The organism is Streptomyces sp. CA-251247, from assembly GCF_050952975.1.
GTDB lineage: Bacteria > Actinomycetota > Actinomycetes > Streptomycetales > Streptomycetaceae > Streptomyces > Streptomyces achmelvichensis.
The window spans coordinates 1,421,844-1,441,947 of sequence record NZ_CP191861.1 but is presented as its reverse complement, the minus strand read 5'-3'; the positions used below and the strand labels follow the sequence as shown (position 1 = coordinate 1,441,947).

Below are 20,104 nucleotides of genomic sequence, written 5' to 3'. Positions count from 1 at the left end.
GGTCGGTGAAGGTTCCATCAGTTACGCACCGACTGTCGTCACCGAGTGAGGTCCCTTCCGTGTCCAGTACGCTCCCCAGCACCCCGCAGTCCCCCGACTCCCCGGCCACCGGCACGGCCCGCGTCAAGCGCGGCATGGCCGAGCAGCTCAAGGGCGGCGTGATCATGGACGTGGTCAACGCCGAGCAGGCGAAGATCGCCGAGGACGCGGGCGCCGTGGCCGTCATGGCCCTGGAGCGCGTTCCGGCCGACATCCGCAAGGACGGCGGCGTGGCCCGGATGTCCGACCCGAACATGATCGAAGAGATCATCGAGGCCGTGTCCATCCCCGTCATGGCCAAGTCCCGCATCGGCCACTTCGTCGAGGCCCAGGTGCTCCAGTCCCTCGGCGTCGACTACATCGACGAGTCCGAGGTGCTGACCCCGGCCGACGAGGTCAACCACTCCGACAAGTGGGCCTTCACCACCCCCTTCGTGTGCGGTGCCACCAACCTGGGTGAGGCTCTGCGCCGTATCGCCGAGGGCGCGGCCATGATCCGCTCGAAGGGCGAGGCCGGCACGGGCAACGTCGTCGAGGCCGTCCGCCACCTGCGCCAGATCAAGAACGAGATCGCCCGGCTGCGCGGCTTCGACAACAACGAGCTCTACGCCGCCGCCAAGGACCTCCGCGCCCCCTACGAGCTGGTCAAGGAGGTCTCAGAGCTGGGCAAGCTGCCGGTGGTCCTCTTCTCGGCCGGCGGTGTGGCCACCCCCGCCGACGCCGCTCTCATGCGCCAGCTCGGCGCCGAGGGTGTCTTCGTGGGCTCGGGCATCTTCAAGTCCGGCGACCCGGCCAAGCGCGCCGCCGCCATCGTGAAGGCCACCACCTTCTACGACGACCCGAAGATCATCGCGGACTCCTCCCGCGACCTGGGCGAGGCCATGGTCGGCATCAACTGCGACACCCTGCCCGAGTCCGAGCGCTACGCCAACCGAGGCTGGTAATGACGTCGCCGGTCATCGGAGTCCTGGCTCTCCAGGGCGACGTACGGGAGCACCTGATCGCCCTGGCCTCGGCGGACGCCGTGGCCAGGCAGGTGCGGCGTCCCGAGGAACTCGCCGAGGTCGACGGCCTCGTCATCCCGGGCGGCGAGTCCACCACCATGTCCAAGCTCGCGGCGCTCTTCGGCATGACCGAGCCGCTGCGCGAGCGGGTGCGCTCCGGTATGCCCGTGTACGGCACCTGCGCGGGCCTGATCATGCTCGCCGACAAGATCCTCGACCCGCGCTCCGGCCAGGAGACGCTCGGCGGCATCGACATGATCGTCCGCCGCAACGCCTTCGGCCGGCAGAACGAGTCGTTCGAGGCCTCCGTGGAGCTGCGGGGAGTAGTGGACGGTCCGGTCGAAGGCGTCTTCATCCGGGCTCCGTGGGTGGAGTCGGTGGGCGCCGAGGTCGAGGTGCTGGCGGAGTACGACGGGCACATCGTCGCCGTGCGGCAGGGCAACGCGCTGGCGACGTCCTTCCATCCCGAACTCACCGGAGACCACCGGGTGCACGGCCTGTTTGTGGACATGGTGCGCGCTGCCTGGTGACGCCGTCCCGGTAGGATCTCTGCCGAACGCAGCAGCAATGGGTTACGCGAAGGAGACAGGCAGATGTCCGGCCACTCTAAATGGGCTACGACGAAGCACAAGAAGGCCGTGATCGATGCCAAGCGCGGCAAGCTCTTCGCGAAGCTGATCAAGAACATCGAGGTTGCGGCCCGTACGGGCGGTGCCGACGTCGACGGCAACCCGACCCTCTTCGACGCCATCCAGAAGGCCAAGAAGAGCTCGGTCCCGAACAAGAACATCGATTCCGCGGTCAAGCGCGGCGCGGGCCTCGAGGCCGGCGGCGCCGACTACGAGACGATCATGTACGAGGGCTACGGACCGAACGGCGTCGCGGTGCTCATCGAGTGCCTCACCGACAACCGCAACCGCGCGGCCTCCGACGTCCGTGTCGCCATGACCCGCAACGGCGGCTCGATGGCCGACCCCGGCTCGGTCTCCTACCTCTTCAACCGCAAGGGCGTCGTCATCGTCCCCAAGGGCGAGCTGAGCGAGGACGACGTCCTCGGCGCCGTCCTGGAGGCGGGCGCCGAAGAGGTCAACGACCTCGGTGAGTCCTTCGAGGTCATCAGCGAGGCCACCGACCTGGTCGCGGTGCGCACCGCGCTCCAGGAGGCCGGTATCGACTACGACTCGGCCGAGGCCAACTTCGTCCCGACCATGCAGGTCGAGCTGGAGGAAGAGGGCGCTCGCAAGATCTTCAAGCTGATCGACGCGCTGGAGGACAGCGACGACGTGCAGAACGTCTTCGCCAACTTCGACGTCTCGGACGAGGTCATGGAGAAGGTCGACGCCTGATCCGCTTCGTACGGCGGGCCGACGGGACACACCCGTCGGCCCGTCGTCGTTCCGGCGCGTTGTCGGTGCCGGCGGATAGCCTGCACGAACAGGGGGAACCTCCCGGCGCCTGCCGGGGGATGACGGAGGAGGACGGCGTGCGTGTGCTGGGGGTGGACCCGGGACTGACCCGGTGCGGTGTGGGGGTCGTCGAGGGAGTGGCGGGCCGTCAGCTGACCATGCTGGGCGTCGGAGTGGTGCGCACCCCCGCGGACGCCGAGCTCGGCCACCGCCTGGTCGCCGTCGAGCAGGGCATCGAGCAGTGGTTGGACGAGTACCGGCCCGAACGGGTCGCCGTGGAGCGGGTGTTCAGCCAGCACAACGTCCGCACCGTCATGGGCACCGCCCAGGCCAGCGCCGTCGCCATGCTCTGCGCGTCCCGCCGGGGCATCCCCGTCGTCCTGCACACCCCCAGCGAGGTGAAGGCCGCCGTCACCGGCAGTGGCCGGGCCGACAAGGCTCAGGTGGGCGCCATGGTCACCCGGCTGCTGCGGCTGGACGCCCCGCCGAAGCCCGCCGACGCGGCGGACGCCCTCGCCCTCGCCATCTGTCACATCTGGCGCGCACCCGCGCAGAACCGCCTGCAGCAGGCAGTCGCCCTGCACGCATCGAAAGGCCGTACCGCATGATCGCCTTTGTCAGCGGCCCGGTGGCCGCCCTCGCTCCCACCACCGCGGTCATCGAGGTCGGCGGCGTCGGCATGGCCCTCCAGTGCACGCCCAACACCCTGTCCGAGCTGCGCATCGGCCAGGAGGCCAAGCTCGCCACCTCCCTCGTCGTCCGGGAGGACTCGCTCACGCTGTACGGCTTCGTCGACGACGACGAGCGGCAGGTCTTCGAGCTGCTCCAGACGGCGAGCGGCGTCGGCCCACGGCTTGCCCAGGCGATGCTGGCCGTGCACGCCCCCGACGCCCTGCGGGTGGCGGTGGCGACCGGAGACGAGAAGGCGCTCACGGCCGTCCCCGGCATCGGCAAGAAAGGCGCGCAGAAGCTGCTGCTGGAGCTGAAGGACCGCCTCGGGGAGCCGCTCGGCGCGCACATCGGCAAGCAGGGCATCGGCACAGCGGTCTCCTCCTCCTGGCGCGACCAGCTGCACGGCGCGCTGATCGGACTGGGCTATGCCACCCGCGAGGCCGACGAGGCGGTGGCCGCGGTCGCGCCGCAGGCCGAGGCCTCGGCGGGCGAGCCGGTGGTGGGCCAGCTCCTCAAGGCCGCTCTCCAGTCGCTGAACCGCACGAGATGACCCGCGGGCGCGTCCGCGCGCCTGCCGGCCCCTGCCCCTCCCGCCCGTGCCGCAGGGCACGCCCAGGGACGGACGACCCCGACCACCCCGCGGCGCAACCGCCGCGACGACCTCGTGAGGCACCTCCGCAGTGAACTGGGACGACACCACCCCGGCCCCCGCCGACGAAGCGCCCTTTGCCGCCGACGGGCGGCTCGTCGGCCCCTCCGCCGACGGCGAGGACCAGGCCGTCGAGGCGGCACTGCGGCCGAAGTCTCTCGATGAGTTCGTGGGCCAGGAGCGGGTGCGCGAGCAGCTCGACCTGGTCCTCAAAGCCGCCCTCGCGCGCGGCGCCACCGCCGACCACGTCCTGCTCTCCGGTGCCCCCGGGCTCGGCAAGACCACCCTGTCCATGATCATCGCTGCCGAGATGAAGGCCCCGATCCGCATCACCTCGGGCCCCGCCATCCAGCACGCCGGCGACCTGGCAGCGATCCTCTCCTCCCTCCAGGAGGGCGAGGTCCTCTTCCTCGACGAGATCCACCGGATGTCGCGGCCCGCCGAGGAAATGCTCTACATGGCCATGGAGGACTTCCGCGTCGACGTCATCGTCGGCAAGGGACCCGGGGCCACCGCCATCCCGCTGGAGCTGCCGCCGTTCACCCTGGTCGGGGCCACCACCAGGGCCGGACTGCTGCCCCCGCCGCTGCGCGACCGGTTCGGCTTCACCGCGCACATGGAGTTCTACGACCCCGCCGAGCTGGAGCGCGTCATCCACCGCTCCGCCCAGCTCCTCGACCTGGAGATCGAGTCCGACGGCGCCGCCGAGATCGCCGGCCGCTCCCGTGGCACGCCCCGTATCGCCAACCGCCTGCTGCGCCGCGTGCGCGACTACGCGCAGGTCAAGGCGGACGGACTGATCACCCGGGACATCGCGGCCGCGGCACTCAAGGTGTACGAGGTGGACGCCCGCGGCCTCGACCGTCTGGACCGGGCGGTCCTCCAGGCGCTGCTCAAGCTGTTCGGCGGCGGCCCGGTGGGCCTCTCGACGCTCGCGGTGGCCGTGGGGGAGGAGCGGGAGACCGTGGAAGAGGTCGCCGAGCCCTTCCTCGTACGGGAGGGACTGCTGGCCCGGACCCCGCGCGGACGGGTCGCGACCCCCGCCGCCTGGGCCCATCTCGGCCTCGTTCCGCCGCAGCAGCCCCCCGGCGCAAGCGGACAACCGGGGCTGTTCGGGACGTGACGGCGCGGATACTCGCCGGGCAGGAACCACGGTGCGATGCTGGGCGTTGTTCCTTTGATGCGGACTCGCTTAGACTCCGCCGATGCCGCCCTTCCAGGTCGGCGTACCCACCCCCGTAGATAAGGCCGCCTCATCGGTGCGGTCGTGTGAAGGAAGTTTCTTCCCGTGAGTCTCGTGACCCTCCTCCCCTTCATCGTGCTCATCGGGGCCATGTTCCTGATGACCCGGTCCGCCAAGAAGAAGCAGCAGGCTGCTGCGCAGATGCGCAACCAGATGCAGCCCGGCACCGGTGTCCGGACGATCGGGGGGATGTACGCCACCGTCAAGGAGCTGCACGACGACGCCGTGCTGCTCGAAGTCGCTCCCGGCGTCCACGCCATGTATGCGAAGAACGCCATCGGCGCGGTCCTCGACGACGACGAGTACAACCGCATCGTGCACGGCGACGACGCTGCTCGGATCGACGACCCGATCGTGCCGGACGACGCGTCCTCGCTGACCGGCACGACCGAGTCCGACGACGCCAAGATCGACCTCGGCAAGAAGCCCGAGGCCGACGCGGCGGACGAGGCCGGCGCCAAGGATGCCGACGCCGACGCCACTGACACGGAGCCCAAGGACGGCAAGGCCGACGGCGAGAAGTAGTCATGATCGGGGATCGCGGGGGCACCGTCCGGTGCCCCGCGGTCCCCGGGTCGTGTTGACTTCTGCGGGGGCAGGTCCCCACAACACTTCGTGGCTGCCCCGGCGCACACCCGGCGCGGGGGCGGTTGGACAGGGAGAAACGAGAAGGTGGCAGCACCGAACAGGGGCCGAAGGCCCGCGGGGGCTCAGGGGAAGCCGGGGCGCGTCCTCGCTCTGATCCTGATCGCCATGGTCGCGCTGACCGGTGGGATGTTCTGGTCCGGGCACACCACGCCTCGCCTGGGCATCGACCTGGCCGGCGGTACGACGATCACGCTGGCCGCGAAGGCGGAGCCCGGCAAGGAAAGCGCGATCAACGAGACCAACATGAACACCGCGGTCGAGATCATCGAACGCCGTGTCAATGGTCTCGGTGTCTCGGAGGCCGAGGTTCAGACCCAGGGCCGCGAGAACATCATCGTCAACATCCCGAAGGGGACGAACTCCGAGCAGGCCCGTAAGCAGGTCGGTACCACCGCCCAGCTCTACTTCCGGCCCGTTCTGACCGTCGCCGCGGGTGGGCCGACCGCCCCGCAGCCCAAGCCCAAGCCCAGTCCGAGCGCCTCCGCGCCGGACAAGGCCACGGACAAGGGCGGCGCCGACAAGGCGACCTCCCCGTCGCCGAGCGCCACCCCGCAGGGCCGCGCCGTCACCGACGGGCTGAAGGCCCCGTCGCCGAAGCCCAGCGGCTCCGCCGCCGACAAGCCGGCCCCGACGCCGAGCACCCCGCCCGCCACCGCCGCGCTGGAGAAGAAGTTCACCGACCTGAACTGCCTCGACCAGACGGAGCGCGGCAACGTGGGCGAGGGCGTCAAGCCCGAGGACCCCACGGTCGCCTGTGGCAAGAACAGCGCCGGGCAGTGGGAGAAGTACGTCCTCGGCCCCGCCGAGGTGAGCGGTAAGGACGTCGACGACGCCAAGGGCCAGCTGGACCAGCAGCGCGGCATGTGGATCGTCACGATGGACTTCACCAGCGCCGGCTCGAAGAAGTTCCAGGCGATCACCAGCAAGCTCTCGCAGCAGCAGTCGCCGCAGAACCAGTTCGCGATCGTCCTCGACGGCGAGGTCGTCTCGGCCCCGCAGGTCAACCAGACGCTCAGCGCCAACGCCGAGATCTCCGGAAGCTTCGACCAGCAGTCGGCGCAGGACCTCGGCAACATCCTGTCCTACGGTGCGCTGCCCCTCAGCTTCGAGGAGCAGAGCGTCACCACCGTCAGCGCGGCGCTCGGCGGCGAGCAGCTCCAGGCCGGCCTCATCGCCGGTGCCATCGGCCTCGCGCTGGTCATCATCTACCTGGTGATCTACTACCGCGGTCTGTCCATGGTGGCGATCCTCAGCCTCCTGGTCTCGGCAGCCCTCACCTATTCGCTGATGGCCCTGCTCGGCCCGGCCATCGGGTTCGCGCTGAACCTGCCCGCGGTGTGTGGTGCGATCGTTGCCATCGGTATCACCGCCGACTCGTTCATCGTGTACTTCGAACGCATAAGGGACGAGATCCGCGAGGGCCGGACGCTGCGGCCCGCCGTGGAGCGCGCCTGGCCGCGTGCGCGGCGCACCATCCTGGTCTCCGACTTCGTGTCGTTCCTCGCCGCCGCGGTGCTCTTCGTGGTCACCGTCGGCAAGGTCCAGGGCTTCGCGTTCACCCTCGGTCTGACCACCCTGCTCGACGTGGTCGTGGTGTTCTTCTTCACCAAGCCGGTCATGACGCTCCTCGCCCGCACGAAGTTCTTCTCCGGCGGCGGCTCCTGGTCCGGGCTCGACCCGAAGCGCCTCGGTGCCAAGCCCCCGCTGCGCCGCACGCGCCGCACCTCCGCCCCCACCGACCCGAAGGAGGCGTGAGATGTCGCGTCTCGGCAATATCGGCGCCAGGCTCTACCGCGGCGAGGTCGGTTACGACTTCGTCGGCAAGCGGAAGATCTGGTACGGCCTCTCGATCCTGATCACCATCACGGCCATCGTCGGCCTGGCGGTGCAGGGTCTGAACATGGGCATCGAGTTCAAGGGCGGTGCCGTCTTCAACACCGCGAAGACGAACGTGTCCGTCGCGCAGGCTGAGGAGTTCGCGGAAACGGCCTCCGGCCATGACGCCATCGTCCAGCAGCTCGGCAACGACACCCTGCGGATCCAGGTCAGCGACCTGGACACCAAGCAGGCCGACGCGGTGGCCACCAAGCTCGCCGCCGATCTGGACATGAACAAGAACCAGATCGACCAGGAGCTCGTCGGTCCGAGCTGGGGCAAGCAGATCGCCAACAAGGCCTGGACCGGCCTCGGCGTCTTCATGATCCTCGTGGTGATCTATCTGGCGATCGCCTTCGAGTGGCGCATGGCCATCGCCGCCCTCATCGCGCTGATCCACGACATCACGATCACGGTGGGCATCTACGCCCTGGTCGGATTCGAGGTCACCCCGGGCACCGTGATCGGTCTGCTGACCATCCTCGGTTACTCGCTGTACGACACCGTGGTCGTCTTCGACAGCCTCAAGGAAGGCACGAAGGACATCACCAAGCAGACCCGGTGGACCTACAGCGAGATCGCCAACCGGTCCATCAACGGCACCCTGGTGCGGTCGATCAACACCACGGTCGTCGCGCTGCTGCCGGTCGCCGGTCTGCTCTTCATCGGCGGCGGCTTCCTGGGCGCCGGCATGCTCAACGACATCTCGCTGTCGCTCTTCGTCGGCCTCGCCGCCGGTGCGTACTCCTCGATCTTCATCGCCACGCCGCTCGTCGCCGACCTCAAGGAGCGCGAGCCGCAGATGAAGGCCCTGAAGAAGCGGGTCCTCGCCAAGCGCGCGGCCGCCGTGGCCAAGGGCGAGTCCCCGGACCAGGCCGAGGAGCCCCACGGGCCGTCGGACGAGGTACCGGGCGACGCCGCGACGGCGGGCGCCGTCGTCGGACCTCGGGGTCGTGGCCGCGGCCGCCCCTCGGGCAGGCGTCGATGACCGACGGCGTGCAGGAGCTGCTGCTGAGCCGTATCCGCGACGTACCCGACTACCCGAAGCCGGGCGTGGTGTTCAAGGACATCACGCCCCTGCTGGCGGACCCGAAGGCCTTCACGGCCCTCACCGACGTGCTCGCCGAAGGGTGCGCGCGGCACGGGGCCACCAAGGTCGTCGGACTGGAGGCGCGGGGGTTCATCCTCGGCGCCCCGGTCGCGGTCCGCGCGGGGCTGGGCTTCATCCCCGTACGCAAGGCGGGCAAGCTCCCCGGAGCGACGCTGTCGCAGGCGTACGAGCTGGAGTACGGCAGCGCCGAGATCGAGGTGCACGCCGAGGACCTGCAGACGGGCGACCGTGTGATGGTCATCGACGATGTGCTCGCCACCGGCGGTACCGCAGGGGCGGCGGTCGAACTGATCCGCCGCAGCGGGGCCGAGGTCGCGGGCATCGCGGTCCTGATGGAACTGGGTTTCCTCGGCGGCCGGGCCCGCCTGGAGCCCGCGCTGCGGGGAGCTCCGCTGGAGTCCCTGATCACCATCTGAAGCCGTACGGCCGTCCGTGGGCGTCCCGGGATCTCCCGGGGCGCCCACCGGTCTGTCACGGCCTCGTGAGCACCGGGACAGCGAGGTCGATACCATGGCTTCTCCGGACCTGACCGGGGGACCCGGAACCGCACGAGGAGCGCTCTTGCCAGACGAGGCCCAGCCCGCCGCCGCGCAGCCCGACCAGAAGGCCGACAAGGCCGCGGCAGCCCCTGGCACGCCCGAGACCCAGTCGGCCGACAAGAAGGCGAAGCCTGCTGCGCCCGAGGGAAGCGGGACGGGTGTCGCTCCGGTCGACGTCCGCCAGCCGGCGTCGGCCAAGGGCGCCGCCACCGGCGAGGCCCCGGCGAGTGCGAACGGCCCGGCCCCCGCGTCCGCTCCGAAGCCCCCGGCTCCCACGCCGGCCCCGGCCCCGAGGCCCACACCCGCTGCCGTGCCGCGCAGCGCCGGCTCCTCGAACCGGGTGCGCGCCCGTCTCGCCCGGCTCGGCGTGCAGCGCTCGTCGCCGTACAACCCCGTCCTGGAGCCGCTGCTGCGGATCGTGCGCAGCAACGACCCCAAGATCGAGACCGCCACGCTGCGCCAGATCGAGCGCGCCTACCAGGTCGCCGAGCGCTGGCACCGGGGCCAGAAGCGCAAGAGCGGCGACCCGTACATCACGCATCCGCTCGCCGTGACCACCATCCTCGCCGAGCTCGGCATGGACCCGGCGACCCTGATGGCGGGGCTGCTGCACGACACCGTCGAGGACACCGAGTACGGCCTGGACACCCTGCGCCGGGACTTCGGCGACCAGGTCGCCCTCCTCGTCGACGGTGTCACCAAGCTGGACAAGGTCAAGTTCGGCGAGGCCGCGCAGGCGGAGACCGTGCGCAAGATGGTCGTCGCCATGGCCAAGGACCCGCGCGTCCTGGTCATCAAGCTGGCCGACCGGCTGCACAACATGCGCACGATGCGCTATCTCAAGCGGGAGAAGCAGGAGAAGAAGGCCCGAGAGACCCTCGAGATCTATGCGCCCCTGGCCCACCGGCTGGGCATGAACACCATCAAGTGGGAGCTGGAGGACCTCGCTTTCGCGATCCTCTACCCCAAGATGTACGACGAGATCGTGCGGCTGGTGGCCGAGCGCGCCCCCAAGCGCGACGAGTACCTCGCCATAGTGACCGACGAGGTCCAGTCCGACCTGCGGGCCGCCCGCATCAAGGCCACCGTCACCGGCCGGCCCAAGCACTACTACAGCGTCTACCAGAAGATGATCGTCCGCGGCCGGGACTTCGCGGAGATCTACGACCTGGTCGGCATCCGCGTCCTCGTCGACACCGTCCGCGACTGCTACGCGGCGCTCGGCACCGTCCATGCGCGATGGAACCCGGTCCCCGGCCGGTTCAAGGACTACATCGCGATGCCGAAGTTCAACATGTACCAGTCACTGCACACCACGGTGATCGGTCCCAACGGCAAGCCCGTCGAGCTCCAGATCCGTACGTTCGACATGCACCGCCGTGCCGAGTACGGCATCGCCGCGCACTGGAAGTACAAGCAGGAGCCGTCCGCCGGGGCCTCCAAGGTGCGCACCGATGTGCCGAAGAAGGCCGGCAAGGACGACGCCGTCAACGACATGGCGTGGCTGCGCCAGCTGCTGGACTGGCAGAAGGAGACCGAGGACCCCTCGGAGTTCCTGGAGTCGCTGCGCTTCGACCTCTCGCGCAACGAGGTCTTCGTCTTCACGCCGAAGGGTGACGTCATAGCGCTGCCGGCCGGCGCCACACCCGTCGACTTCGCCTACGCCGTGCACACGGAAGTGGGCCACCGCACCATAGGAGCGCGGGTCAACGGGCGGCTCGTACCGCTCGAATCCACCCTGGACAACGGCGACCTGGTCGAGGTCTTCACCTCCAAGGCCGAAGGCGCGGGCCCCTCGCGCGACTGGCTCGGCTTCGTCAAGTCACCGCGGGCCCGCAACAAGATCCGTGCGTGGTTCTCCAAGGAGCGTCGCGACGAGGCGATCGAGCACGGCAAGGACGCCATCGCGCGGGCCATGCGCAAGCAGAACCTGCCGATCCAGCGCATCCTCACCGGTGACTCGCTCGTCACGCTCGCGCACGAGATGCGCTACCCCGACATCTCGTCGCTGTACGCGGCGATCGGCGAGGGCCATGTCGCCGCGCAGGGCGTCGTGCAGAAGCTCGTGCAGGCCCTCGGCGGCGAGGAGGCCGCGAACGAGGACCTCGCCGAGAGCACCCCGCCCTCGCACGGCCGCTCCAAGCGCCGCTCCAGCGCCGACCCGGGCGTGGTCGTCAAGGGCGTCGAGGACGTGTGGGTCAAGCTCGCCCGGTGCTGTACGCCCGTGCCCGGCGACCCGATCATCGGCTTCGTCACCCGCGGCAGTGGCGTATCGGTTCACCGCGCGGACTGCGTCAACGTCGACTCGCTGTCCCAGGAGCCGGAGCGCATCCTCGAGGTCGAGTGGGCGCCCACCCAGTCCTCGGTCTTCCTGGTCGCCATCCAGGTCGAGGCGCTGGACCGGTCCCGGCTGCTGTCGGACGTCACCCGGGTGCTGTCCGACCAGCACGTCAACATCCTCTCCGCGGCCGTCCAGACCTCCCGCGACCGGGTGGCGACCTCGCGCTTCACCTTCGAGATGGGCGACCCCAAGCATCTCGGGCACGTGCTGAAGGCGGTCCGCGGTGTGGAGGGCGTCTACGACGTGTACCGGGTGACCTCGGCCCGCCGCCCCTGACCGGATCCCCTGCCCGAGCAGCAGGGGACAGGACACACGAAAGGGCCTCCCGTACACCGCGTACGGGAGGCCCTTTCGATGTGCGGTGCGCTGTCAGCCGCCGAACTCCTCGAGGCCCTTCAGCGCCTGGTCCAGCAGGGCCTGCCGGCCCTCGAGCTCCTTCGCCAGCTTGTCCGCCCTGGCGTTGTTGCCCGCGGCGCGCGCCGTGTCGATCTGGCCGCGCAACTTGTCCACGGCCGCCTGGAGCTGTCCGGTCAGACCCGCGGCACGCGCACGCGCCTCCGGGTTCGTCCGGCGCCACTCGGTCTCCTCGGACTCCTGCAGGGCCCGCTCGACGGCGTGCATCCGGCCCTCGACCTTGGGACGGGCGTCCCGCGGCACATGGCCGACGGCCTCCCAGCGCTCGTTGATGGAGCGGAAGGTGGCACGCGCCGCCTTCAGGTCCTTAACCGGGACGAGCTTCTCCGCCTCGGCGGCGAGCTCCTCCTTGAGCTTGAGGTTCTCCGCCTGCTCGGCGTCCCGCTCGGCGAAGACCCCGCTGCGGGCCGCGAAGAAGATGTCCTGGGCGCCGCGGAAGCGGTTCCACAGGTCGTCCTCGGACTCGCGCTGGGCACGGCCCGCGGCCTTCCACTCCGCCATCAGCTCGCGGTAGCGGGCGGCCGTGACGCCCCAGTCGGTGGAGCCGGACAGCGACTCGGCCTCGGCGACCAGCCTCTCCTTGGTCTTCCGGGCCTCCTCGCGCTGCGCGTCCAGCGAGGCGAAGTGCGCCTTGCGGCGCTTGGAGAACGCCGACCGGGCGTGCGAGAAGCGGTGCCACAGCTCGTCGTCGGACTTCCGGTCGAGCCGCGGCAGGCCCTTCCAGGTGTCCACCAGCGCGCGCAGCCGCTCACCGGCCGCCCGCCACTGCTCGCTCTGCGCCAGCTCCTCGGCCTCGTTGACCAGGGCTTCCTTGGCGTGCCGTGCCTCGTCGCTCTGCTTGGCGCGCTGGACCTTGCGCTCCTCGCGGCGCTTCTCGACCGACTCCACCAGCGCGTCGAGGCGCTTGGCCAGCGCCTCGAGGTCGCCGACGGCGTGATGCTCGTCCACCTGCTGGCGCAGATGGTCGATGGCCTGCTGGGCATCCTTGGCCGAGAGATCGGTGGTCTTCACCCGACGCTCGAGAAGGCCGATCTCGACCACCAAGCCCTCGTACTTGCGCTCGAAATAGGCCAGAGCCTCTTCGGGAGTCCCGGCCTGCCACGATCCGACGACCTTCTCGCCGTCGGCTGTACGCACGTACACGGTGCCCGTCTCGTCGACACGGCCCCACGGGTCGCTGCTCACAGCGCCTCCTCCACCTGATGCCCGCGAGGGGGTTCGCCCCCCGGGCATCGTCCACAGTTTCCAGGGCGGGCATCGCCCGCCTTCCGCAGCGCGAAGCCGGCCGCGCTGCACAACGCCAATCTAGGCGACCGGCCGCCCGGCTGTCCGCACTCAGCGCGGCTGAAATTCCCCGCTCACGCCTTGGGGACGGCAGCCTTCTCAATGGTGACGGCCGTTTTCGGGGCACCGTCCCCGCCGCCGCCGGTGACTCCGGCCTTGGCCACCTTCTCGACGGCCTTGAGGCCTGCGGCGTCCATCTTTCCGAACGGTGTGTACGTCGGCGGCAGTTTGGTCGCCTTGTAGACGAGGAAGAACTGGCTGCCGCCGGAGTTCGGCTGACCGGTGTTGGCCATCGCCACCGTGCCGGCCGGATAGGTCACCGAGCCGTCGGCGGCCGCCTTGCCGAGCGCGGTCAGGTTCTCGTCGGGGATCGTGTACCCGGGCCCGCCGGTGCCGTCGCCCTTCGGGTCGCCGCACTGGAGCACGAAGATGCCCTGCGTGGTCAGCCGGTGGCACTTCGTGCCGTTGAAGAACCCCTTGTCCGCGAGCGCCTTGAACGAGTTCACGGTGCGCGGGGTCTTCGCCGCGTCCATCGCGATCTTGATGTCGCCCTGGTTCGTCGTCAGGTCCATCGAGTACTTCGCCGTCTTGTCGATCGACAGGGCGGGTTCGGGGCTCTTGGCCTCGGAGGGAGTGGGGGAAGCGCTGGGCGACGTGGTGCTGTCGTCGCCCGCGGTCTGCCCGTCGGCCTTGGTGTCGCCGTCGGACAGGCCCACCGAGGCGTAGGCGGCCGCACCCGCGGCGAGCACCACGGCCAGTGTGGCCGCGATGACCGTGTTGCGCTGCTTCCTCTTGCGTGACTGTGCCCGACGCTGCTGCTGGCGCTCGAACTTCTCCCTGGCGAGCTGCCGCCGCCGCTGATCGCTGCTGACCACCGGGTCTTCTCCTTGTAGTCGTACGTCTGATGCCGACCGGCCGAGTGTGCCCGTACCGTATACGGGTTGGCTGTGGGAGGAGCAGCGCCGGTAGGCTCTGATCTGCTGCATTTCGAGGCAGCGAGAACTCTCTCCACGACCACACTGAGGACGATCGTGCTTATTGCCGGGTTCCCCGCCGGGGCCTGGGGGACCAACTGTTACCTGGTCGCCCCCGCCGCCGGCGAGGAGTGCGTGATCATCGATCCGGGCCATCAGGCCGCCGAAGGTGTCGTCGAGGCGGTCGCGAAGCACCGGCTCAAGCCCGTCGCCGTCATCCTCACCCACGGCCACATCGACCATGTCGCCTCGGTCGTCCCGGTGTGCGGCGCGCACGACGTGCCCGCGTGGATCCATCCCTCCGACCGGTACATGATGAGCGACCCGGAGAAGGCGCTGGGCAGGTCGATCGGCATGCCGCTGATGGGCGAGCTGACCGTGGGAGAGCCGGACGACGTCAGGGAACTGACCGACGGCGCGAAGCTGCGCCTCGCCGGACTCGACTTCTCGGTCGCGCACGCGCCCGGCCATACCAAGGGGTCGGTGACCTTCGGCATGCCCGAGGCCGCGGACGTCCCGTCCGTGTTCTTCTCGGGAGACCTGCTGTTCGCCGGCTCCATCGGACGCACGGACCTGCCGGGAGGTGACATGGACGAGATGCTCGCGTCGCTGGCACGGGTGTGCCTGCCGCTCGACGACTCGACCGTGGTCCTGTCCGGACACGGCCCCCAGACGACCATCGGCCGTGAGCGCGCCACCAATCCCTATCTGCGGGAAGTGGCCGACGGCCTCGGGAGCCAGGCGGCTCCCCGACGAGGAATGTGACGAGAGAAGCTCCGTGAGCACTTTTCAGGCCCCGAAGGGCACGTACGACCTGATCCCGCCCCGGTCCGCGAAGTTCCTGGCGGTCCGCGAGGCGATCTCCGCACCGCTGAAGAATTCCGGCTACGGCTACATCGAGACACCCGGCTTCGAGAACGTCGAACTGTTCGCGCGCGGCGTCGGTGAGTCCACCGACATCGTGAGCAAGGAGATGTACGCCTTCGAGACCAAGGGCGGCACCAAGCTCGCCCTGCGCCCCGAGGGCACCGCCTCCGTGCTGCGCGCCGCCCTGGAGGCCAACCTCCACAAGGCCGGCAACCTCCCCGTCAAGCTCTGGTACTCCGGCTCGTACTACCGCTACGAGCGGCCGCAGGCGGGGCGCTACCGCCACTTCTCGCAGGTCGGTGCCGAGGCGATCGGCGCCGAGGACCCGGCGCTGGACGCCGAGCTGATCATCCTGGCCGACCAGGCGTACCGCACGCTCGGCCTGCGGGAGTTCCGCATCCTGCTCAACTCGCTCGGCGACAAGGAGTGCCGTCCGGTCTACCGCGACGCCCTCCAGGGCTTCCTGCGCGAGCTCGACCTCGACGAGGACACCCGGCGCCGGATCGAGATCAACCCGCTGCGGGTGCTCGACGACAAGCGCGCCGACGTCCAGAAGCAGCTCGTGGGTGCGCCGATGCTGCGGGACTACCTGTGCGACGCGTGCAAGGCGTACCACGAGGAGGTCCGCGAGCTGCTGACGGCGGCCGGTGTGGCCTTCGAGGACGACGAGAAGCTGGTCCGCGGCCTGGACTACTACACGCGCACCACCTTCGAGTTCGTCCACGACGGACTCGGCTCGCAGTCCGCGGTCGGCGGCGGCGGCCGCTACGACGGTCTCTCCGAGATGATCGGCGGCCCGGAACTGCCGTCCGTCGGCTGGGCGCTGGGCGTGGACCGTACGGTCCTGGCCCTGGAGGCGGAGGGCATCGAGCTCGAACTCCCCGCCAGTACCAGCGTGTTCGCCGTCCCGCTGGGCGAGGAGGCGCGGCGCGTGCTCTTCGGCATCGTCACCGAGCTGCGCAGGGAGGGCATCGCCACGGACTTCGCGTTCGGCGGGCGGGGCCTGAAGGGCGCGATGAAGAGCGCGAACCGCTCGGGCGCCCGGTACACGATCGTCGCGGGAGAGCGTGACCTCGGGGAAGGCGTGGTCCAGATCAAGAACATGGAGTCCGGCGAGCAGAGCGCCGTGGCGTTGGGCCTCGTCGTGGAGGAACTGCGCAGCCGCCTGTCCTCGTAGTCCCCATGGTTCGGGTGGAGGGGCGTCAACCCGGCGGGAGTTTTCTCCTCCTGCCGTGCGAGGCCGATTCGGACGGGTCGGCGGCGGTTTCCGGTCGTCGTGCCGACGCCGGAGACCGCCACGTCACCTCCCGTCGCCCGAGGCCGGAGCGCCCGGCGGCCCCGCGGAGCACCTTCCCGCGGCGTCGCCGCTGCGCCCGTGCTTATGTCCGGCGAACGGCGGGCACCGGCGCAGGTGCGGCAGAATGACCGTGCCCGAGCAGGCTACGAAGCGATGGAACGGCGATATGACGACTGCGGCGGTGGACGACGTGTCCTCGGACGAGCGAGCGGACGGCTCCACACGCCCGATCGGTGCGGGCCGGGGGTTCGGCTGGCTTCTGGTGATCACGGGTGCGGCGGGTCTGCTGGCTTCGTGGGTGATCACGATCGACAAGTTCAGGCTGCTGGAGGACCCGTCGTTCACGCCGGGGTGCAGTCTGAATCCGGTGGTGTCCTGCGGGAACATCATGAAGAGCGAGCAGGCGGCGGTGTTCGGGTTCCCGAATCCGATGCTGGGTCTGGTCGCGTACGGCATGGTGATCGCGATCGGTGCGGGGCTGCTGGCGGGTGCGCGGTACCGGCGGTGGTTCTGGCTGGGGCTGAACGCGGGCGCTCTGTTCGGGGTTGGGTTCTGTACGTGGCTGCAGTATCAGTCGCTGTACAACATCAACGCCCTGTGTCTGTGGTGCTCGTTGGCGTGGGCCGCGACGATCGTGATGTTCTGCTACGTCACCGTGCACAACGTCAGGCACCGGGTGATCAGGGTTCCCGAGGGGCTGCGCAGCGGTCTGCTGGAGTTCCACTGGATGCCGCCGGTGCTGTGGATCGGGATCATCGGCATGCTGATCCTCACCCGCTGGTGGGACTTCTGGACCAGCTGAGCGGGGCGGGGGAGCCGAGGAGCGTTGTCAGTGCGCTGACATAGGCTTCACCGCGTGGAGCCCGACCTCTTTACCGCAGCTGCCGAAGCACGCCAGGAGAAGGATCCGTCCAGCAGTCCGCTGGCGGTCCGGATGCGTCCGCGCGTTCTCGACGAAGTCGTCGGCCAGCAGCATCTGCTCAAGCCCGGATCGCCGCTGCGCCGCCTCGTCGGCGAGGGCGGCGGAGGTCCCGCGGGACCCGCGTCCGTCATCCTCTGGGGCCCGCCCGGCACCGGGAAGACGACCCTCGCCTATGTCGTCTCCAAGGCGACCAACAAGCGCTTCGTCGAGCTCTCGGCGATCACGGCGGGCGTCAAGGAGGTCCGGGCCGTCATCGACGGGGCCCGACGCGCGGCCGGCGGCTTCGGCAAGGAGACCGTCCTCTTCCTCGACGAGATCCACCGCTTCTCCAAGGCCCAGCAGGACTCCCTCCTGCCGGCCGTCGAGAACCGCTGGGTGACGCTGATCGCCGCCACCACCGAGAATCCGTACTTCTCGGTGATCTCCCCTCTGCTCTCCCGCTCGCTGCTGCTGACGCTGGAGTCGCTGACCGACGAGGACCTCACGGGACTGCTGCGCCGTGCGCTCACCGAGGAGCGCGGCCTCGGCGGGGCTGTCACGCTGCCCGCCGACTCCGAGGCACATCTGCTCCGCATCGCGGGCGGCGACGCCCGGCGGGCCCTGACCGCTCTGGAGGCCGCCGCGGGCGCCACCCTCGACAAGAGCGAGAAGGAGATCTCGCTCGAAACGGTGGAGGAGACGGTCGACCGTGCGGCGGTGAAGTACGACCGTGACGGCGACCAGCACTACGACGTGGCCAGCGCGCTGATCAAGTCCATCCGCGGCTCCGACGTCGACGCGGCCCTGCACTATCTGGCGCGGATGATCGAAGCGGGGGAGGACCCGCGCTTCATCGCGCGGCGGTTGATGATCTCGGCGAGTGAGGACATCGGCCTGGCGGACCCGACGGCCCTGCCGACCGCGGTCGCCGCGGCGCAGGCCGTGGCCATGATCGGCTTCCCGGAGGCCGCGCTCACCCTCAGCCATGTCACGATCGCGCTGGCGCTGGCCCCGAAGTCGAACACCGCCACGACGGCGATCGGTGCCGCGCTCGCCGATGTCCGGGCCGGTCTCGCCGGTCCGGTCCCGCCGCATCTGCGGGACGGCCACTACAAGGGCGCGGCCAAGCTCGGCCACGCCCAGGGGTATGTCTATCCGCACGATGTGCCCGGCGGGATCGCGGCCCAGCAGTACGCCCCGGACGCGGTGCACGGCAAGCGCTACTACGAGCCCACGCGTTACGGCGCCGAGGCGCGGTACGCGGACGTCGTGGAGAAGGTGCGTGAGCGGCTGCGCGGTGGCGCCGCCGGCGACTGACCGCCTGCTGCGCGTCGTGCAGTCAGGGCGCGGCGGCCTCGAAGAGCGTGTGCATCGCCCGGCGCAGCTCGGTGACGTCGCGGACGGGCTCGGGGAAGTCGAACCGCGCGTCGAAGCAGCGCTCGCCGACGAACCGCACCCGCAGCCCGAAGCGGTCCAGCGCCAGTGGCACCGCGCGCTGTCCGCCCCCGTCACTCCCCTCGGCCCGGTCGCCGAGCAGTGCGCACAGCCCCTGCACCTGCTCGCCGTGGACGGAGTGCAGATGCTGGAGCAGCTCCGTCTCGTACGACACCAGCGGGTCCACGCCGGCCCGGGCGAAGTCCTCCGGCTCCACGCTCGACACACCCCACAGATCGTCCACGCGCAGCTCGCCGACCTCCAGCCGCAGCATCATGGCGCCCGGTTCGGCGAGGCCGGGGACGCAGGTCAGCCAGCCGGTGACCCATGCGCGCCCGCGGATACGATGGGGGACCGAAACCGGGGCGACGTCCGTGATCTCCAGCACGGCGGACAGCTCGTCGTCCTGGGCGTGGGTCGCGGCCCGTACGGCCGGGGAGTCCGCGGGAAAGAGCAGGAAGACCTCACCGTCGGTGCCCACCACGCGTGCCTGCGGGGTCAGCTGCTCCGGCCGGGTGACGTCCACACCGGGAATGAGCAGTACCGCGGAGCATGTACTCTGTACGAGAGTTCGTGTGCGCTCGGCTGCTGACGGCATCCGAGTGATTTCAAGCCCGCTGGGACGCGGCTGACCATGAGCTGATCGGACCTCCGTCGCCTCGACGCTCTGAGCAGCGTCGGCTTCTTTTGTGCTGTCCGTGATGCGCTTGGTGTTCCCAGGGCGAGACATGCGATCTCCTTGAGTAAGGTGAGCCTAACCTAACCTACAACGGAGGTCTGGAGAACGTGCCTAACCAGTCGCGTCCCAAGGTCAAGAAGTCTCGCGCGCTCGGTATCGCGCTGACGCCGAAGGCTGTCAAGTACTTCGAAGCCCGCCCCTACCCGCCGGGCGAGCACGGCCGTGGGCGCAAGCAGAACTCGGACTACAAGGTCCGTCTGCTCGAGAAGCAGCGTCTGCGCGCCCAGTACGACATCAGCGAGCGCCAGATGGCCCGCGCCTACGACCGCGCGCGCAAGGCCGAGGGCAAGACCGGCGAGGCGCTGGTCATCGAGCTCGAGCGTCGTCTCGACGCCCTCGTGCTGCGTTCGGGCATCGCCCGGACCATCTACCAGGCCCGCCAGATGGTCGTCCACGGCCACATCGAGGTCAACGGTGGCAAGGTCGACAAGCCGTCCTTCCGCGTCCGTCCCGACGACGTCGTGATGGTCCGCGAGCGCTCCCGCGAGAAGAGCCTGTTCCAGGTCGCTCGTGAGGGTGGCTTCGCCGCCGACGGTGAGACCCCGCGCTACCTGCAGGTCAACCTGAAGGCCCTGGCGTTCCGCCTGGACCGCGACCCGCAGCGCAAGGAAGTTCCGGTCATCTGCGACGAGCAGCTGGTCGTCGAGTACTACGCCCGCTGATTCAG

At 69.8% G+C, this 20,104-nt stretch carries 19 protein-coding genes; 16 read left to right on the top strand and 3 right to left on the bottom strand.

Annotated elements, in window-relative coordinates; genetic code table 11:
- The first annotated feature begins 59 nt into the window (after positions 1–59).
- The 11 genes from pdxS to ACQPWZ_RS06195 all read left to right on the top strand — a co-directional run bounded on the left by pdxS (position 60) and on the right by ACQPWZ_RS06195 (position 11,803).
- Positions 60–983, top strand: coding sequence for a pyridoxal 5'-phosphate synthase lyase subunit PdxS (gene pdxS, locus ACQPWZ_RS06245; protein WP_433570861.1), 924 nt, complete (start codon positions 60–62; stop codon positions 981–983).
- Positions 983–1,573: a pyridoxal 5'-phosphate synthase glutaminase subunit PdxT gene (gene pdxT / locus ACQPWZ_RS06240; protein WP_340472100.1), complete on the top strand. Its 591-nt coding sequence runs from the start codon at positions 983–985 to the stop codon at positions 1,571–1,573. Before pdxS ends, pdxT begins: the two co-directional genes overlap by 1 nt.
- A 63-nt stretch (positions 1,574–1,636) precedes the next feature.
- Positions 1,637–2,389 (top strand): YebC/PmpR family DNA-binding transcriptional regulator, encoded by a 753-nt coding sequence (locus tag ACQPWZ_RS06235; protein WP_340472099.1) that lies wholly within the window; start codon positions 1,637–1,639, stop codon positions 2,387–2,389.
- 137 nt (positions 2,390–2,526) lie between these two features.
- On the top strand, positions 2,527–3,057 hold the full coding sequence (gene ruvC / locus ACQPWZ_RS06230; RefSeq protein ID WP_313947448.1) for a crossover junction endodeoxyribonuclease RuvC: 531 nt from the start codon (positions 2,527–2,529) through the stop codon (positions 3,055–3,057).
- On the top strand, positions 3,054–3,671 hold the full coding sequence (gene ruvA, locus ACQPWZ_RS06225; protein WP_356704606.1) for a Holliday junction branch migration protein RuvA: 618 nt from the start codon (positions 3,054–3,056) through the stop codon (positions 3,669–3,671). Before ruvC ends, ruvA begins: the two co-directional genes overlap by 4 nt.
- Before the next feature lie 130 nt (positions 3,672–3,801).
- Positions 3,802–4,893 carry a Holliday junction branch migration DNA helicase RuvB gene (gene ruvB, locus ACQPWZ_RS06220; RefSeq protein WP_433570860.1) on the top strand — a complete coding sequence of 364 codons (1,092 nt, stop codon included), beginning with the start codon at positions 3,802–3,804 and terminating at the stop codon, positions 4,891–4,893.
- A 165-nt stretch (positions 4,894–5,058) separates the two neighbouring features.
- A complete protein-coding gene (yajC, locus tag ACQPWZ_RS06215) occupies positions 5,059–5,538 on the top strand; it encodes a preprotein translocase subunit YajC (RefSeq protein WP_313947451.1) in 480 nt (159 codons plus the stop codon).
- A gap of 147 nt (positions 5,539–5,685) precedes the next feature.
- A complete protein-coding gene (gene secD, locus ACQPWZ_RS06210) occupies positions 5,686–7,416 on the top strand; it encodes a protein translocase subunit SecD (protein ID WP_405568443.1) in 1,731 nt (576 codons plus the stop codon).
- A 1-nt stretch (position 7,417) separates the two neighbouring features.
- Complete coding sequence (gene secF, locus ACQPWZ_RS06205) at positions 7,418–8,524, top strand: protein translocase subunit SecF (RefSeq protein ID WP_340472096.1); 1,107 nt, start codon at positions 7,418–7,420, stop codon at positions 8,522–8,524.
- Positions 8,521–9,063, top strand: a complete 543-nt coding sequence (locus ACQPWZ_RS06200; protein WP_327685207.1) for an adenine phosphoribosyltransferase — start codon at positions 8,521–8,523, stop codon at positions 9,061–9,063. Before secF ends, ACQPWZ_RS06200 begins: the two co-directional genes overlap by 4 nt.
- A 145-nt stretch (positions 9,064–9,208) precedes the next feature.
- A complete protein-coding gene (locus ACQPWZ_RS06195; protein WP_433570859.1) occupies positions 9,209–11,803 on the top strand; it encodes a RelA/SpoT family protein in 2,595 nt (864 codons plus the stop codon).
- A 93-nt stretch (positions 11,804–11,896) separates the two neighbouring features.
- On the opposite strand, the gene ACQPWZ_RS06190 is transcribed toward ACQPWZ_RS06195, so the two are convergent.
- Positions 11,897–13,126: a DUF349 domain-containing protein gene (locus ACQPWZ_RS06190; protein ID WP_433570858.1), complete on the bottom strand. Its 1,230-nt coding sequence runs from the start codon at positions 13,124–13,126 to the stop codon at positions 11,897–11,899.
- A 173-nt stretch (positions 13,127–13,299) separates the two neighbouring features.
- Complete coding sequence (locus ACQPWZ_RS06185; RefSeq protein ID WP_340472093.1) at positions 13,300–14,100, bottom strand: peptidylprolyl isomerase; 801 nt, start codon at positions 14,098–14,100, stop codon at positions 13,300–13,302.
- A 156-nt stretch (positions 14,101–14,256) separates the two neighbouring features.
- Between ACQPWZ_RS06185 and ACQPWZ_RS06180 the strand changes: the two genes are divergently transcribed.
- The 4 genes from ACQPWZ_RS06180 (at position 14,257) to ACQPWZ_RS06165 (ending at position 18,581) form a co-directional block, all read left to right on the top strand.
- Positions 14,257–14,964 carry an MBL fold metallo-hydrolase gene (locus ACQPWZ_RS06180; protein WP_433570857.1) on the top strand — a complete coding sequence of 236 codons (708 nt, stop codon included), beginning with the start codon at positions 14,257–14,259 and terminating at the stop codon, positions 14,962–14,964.
- A gap of 13 nt (positions 14,965–14,977) precedes the next feature.
- Complete coding sequence (hisS, locus tag ACQPWZ_RS06175) at positions 14,978–16,243, top strand: histidine--tRNA ligase (protein WP_433570856.1); 1,266 nt, start codon at positions 14,978–14,980, stop codon at positions 16,241–16,243.
- 286 nt (positions 16,244–16,529) lie between these two features.
- Entirely contained in the window at positions 16,530–17,165 is a 636-nt protein-coding gene (locus ACQPWZ_RS06170) for a vitamin K epoxide reductase family protein (RefSeq protein WP_433570855.1), read from the top strand.
- A 54-nt stretch (positions 17,166–17,219) separates the two neighbouring features.
- Positions 17,220–18,581: a replication-associated recombination protein A gene (locus tag ACQPWZ_RS06165; RefSeq protein WP_356704600.1), complete on the top strand. Its 1,362-nt coding sequence runs from the start codon at positions 17,220–17,222 to the stop codon at positions 18,579–18,581.
- A gap of 22 nt (positions 18,582–18,603) precedes the next feature.
- Here the strand turns inward: ACQPWZ_RS06165 and ACQPWZ_RS06160 are convergent, their stop codons facing one another.
- Positions 18,604–19,296, bottom strand: a complete 693-nt coding sequence (locus ACQPWZ_RS06160; RefSeq protein WP_340472089.1) for a DUF2470 domain-containing protein — start codon at positions 19,294–19,296, stop codon at positions 18,604–18,606.
- Between the two features lie 188 nt (positions 19,297–19,484).
- On the opposite strand from ACQPWZ_RS06160, the gene rpsD reads away from it, so the two are divergent.
- Complete coding sequence (rpsD, locus tag ACQPWZ_RS06155; protein WP_313947463.1) at positions 19,485–20,099, top strand: 30S ribosomal protein S4; 615 nt, start codon at positions 19,485–19,487, stop codon at positions 20,097–20,099.
- Positions 20,100–20,104 lie beyond the last annotated feature (5 nt).

What these genes read in the sequence shown, in the direction of transcription:
- pdxT (WP_340472100.1), top strand. Translation starts at nt 983, where the DNA reads ATGACGTCGCCGGTCATCGGAGTCCTGGCTCTCCAGGGCGACGTACGG.
- ACQPWZ_RS06235 (WP_340472099.1), top strand. Translation starts at nt 1,637, where the DNA reads ATGTCCGGCCACTCTAAATGGGCTACGACGAAGCACAAGAAGGCCGTG.
- ruvA (WP_356704606.1), top strand. Translation starts at nt 3,054, where the DNA reads ATGATCGCCTTTGTCAGCGGCCCGGTGGCCGCCCTCGCTCCCACCACC.
- secF (WP_340472096.1), top strand. Translation starts at nt 7,418, where the DNA reads ATGTCGCGTCTCGGCAATATCGGCGCCAGGCTCTACCGCGGCGAGGTC.
- ACQPWZ_RS06200 (WP_327685207.1), top strand. Translation starts at nt 8,521, where the DNA reads ATGACCGACGGCGTGCAGGAGCTGCTGCTGAGCCGTATCCGCGACGTA.
- ACQPWZ_RS06170 (WP_433570855.1), top strand. Translation starts at nt 16,530, where the DNA reads ATGACGACTGCGGCGGTGGACGACGTGTCCTCGGACGAGCGAGCGGAC.
- ACQPWZ_RS06160 (WP_340472089.1), bottom strand. Translation starts at nt 19,296, where the DNA reads ATGCCGTCAGCAGCCGAGCGCACACGAACTCTCGTACAGAGTACATGC.